General features: G+C 54.3%; 2 protein-coding genes. One reads left to right on the plus strand and one right to left on the minus strand.

Annotated features, from left to right (window positions below):
* On the plus strand, positions 1–392 hold a 392-nt coding region (locus D1614_RS27935), incomplete at its 5' end, for a type 2 periplasmic-binding domain-containing protein (protein ID WP_147384376.1).
* A gap of 80 nt (positions 393–472) precedes the next feature.
* Here D1614_RS27935 and D1614_RS27940 read toward each other — a convergent pair.
* Positions 473–688 (minus strand): hypothetical protein, encoded by a 216-nt coding sequence (locus D1614_RS27940; protein ID WP_119440473.1) that lies wholly within the window; start codon positions 686–688, stop codon positions 473–475.
* Between the last annotated feature and the right edge of the window lie 134 nt (positions 689–822).

An 822-nucleotide genomic window follows, 5' to 3' on the forward strand; every position in this document is an offset into this window, starting at 1 on the left:
ATGTGCGCGTCCTGAACATGACGTTCCTGGAAGCCAAGGACCACGCTGAATCTTTTGCGATGGTCGAAACCGGCAAGGCGGACGCCTTTGCCATGGACGACGTGCTGCTCTACGGCTTCCGAGCAAATACCAAGACGCCAAGCGACTATGCCGTGGTCGGCGACATGCTGACGGTTGAACCCTACGCGATCATGCTGAGCAAGGACGATCCCGAGTTCAAACGCCTCGTGGATCGCGCGATGACCAACATCATCCTCGACTACGACGCCGAGAAGCTCTACAAGAAGTGGTTTCAGCAGCCGATTCCGCCGCACAATGCCAAGCTGGATATCCCGATGAGCTTTTTGCTGCGCGATTCTTTCAAATATCCGAGCGACAAGGTCGCTGATTAAACGGATCAGCGCGCACCATCAGCGCCGCCGTCATGCACGGCGGCGTTTTTATTTGTGAGCGACACAAACAAAGATGGGCTTTAAAGGAAATGTTTGACGACCTGCTCTTCCAGGCCGACAAAACGCACGAGCTGACGCGAGCCGTCAGGAAATTGCTTGATGACGTGGCCGTCGGGCGTATCGGTATGACGGAAGTAGATCGGCCGATCGATCGACCCGGGCCGATGCTTGGGGAGCAGACTTTCCAGCGACGGCTCCACCGTCCACGGATCGTCCCGTTCTTCGGATGTCAGCATGTTGGTCGCCTAGGGGTTTCTGAAAAGGGGTGATGAAGCATAACTTCCGTGAACAATCGTGGAAAGTTCGTAATACTTAAATCTGATTCTTTGACCGATCGTTCGTTCGATTTAGCGTTTGCTTCATCACAAGA

It is taken from the genome of Maribellus luteus (assembly GCF_003576475.1).
GTDB classification, from domain to species: domain Bacteria; phylum Bacteroidota; class Bacteroidia; order Bacteroidales; family Prolixibacteraceae; genus Draconibacterium; species Draconibacterium luteum.

Coding starts and splice junctions, on each gene's coding strand:
- D1614_RS27940 (WP_119440473.1), bottom strand. CDS start 688: ATGCTGACATCCGAAGAACGGGACGATCCGTGGACGGTGGAGCCGTCG.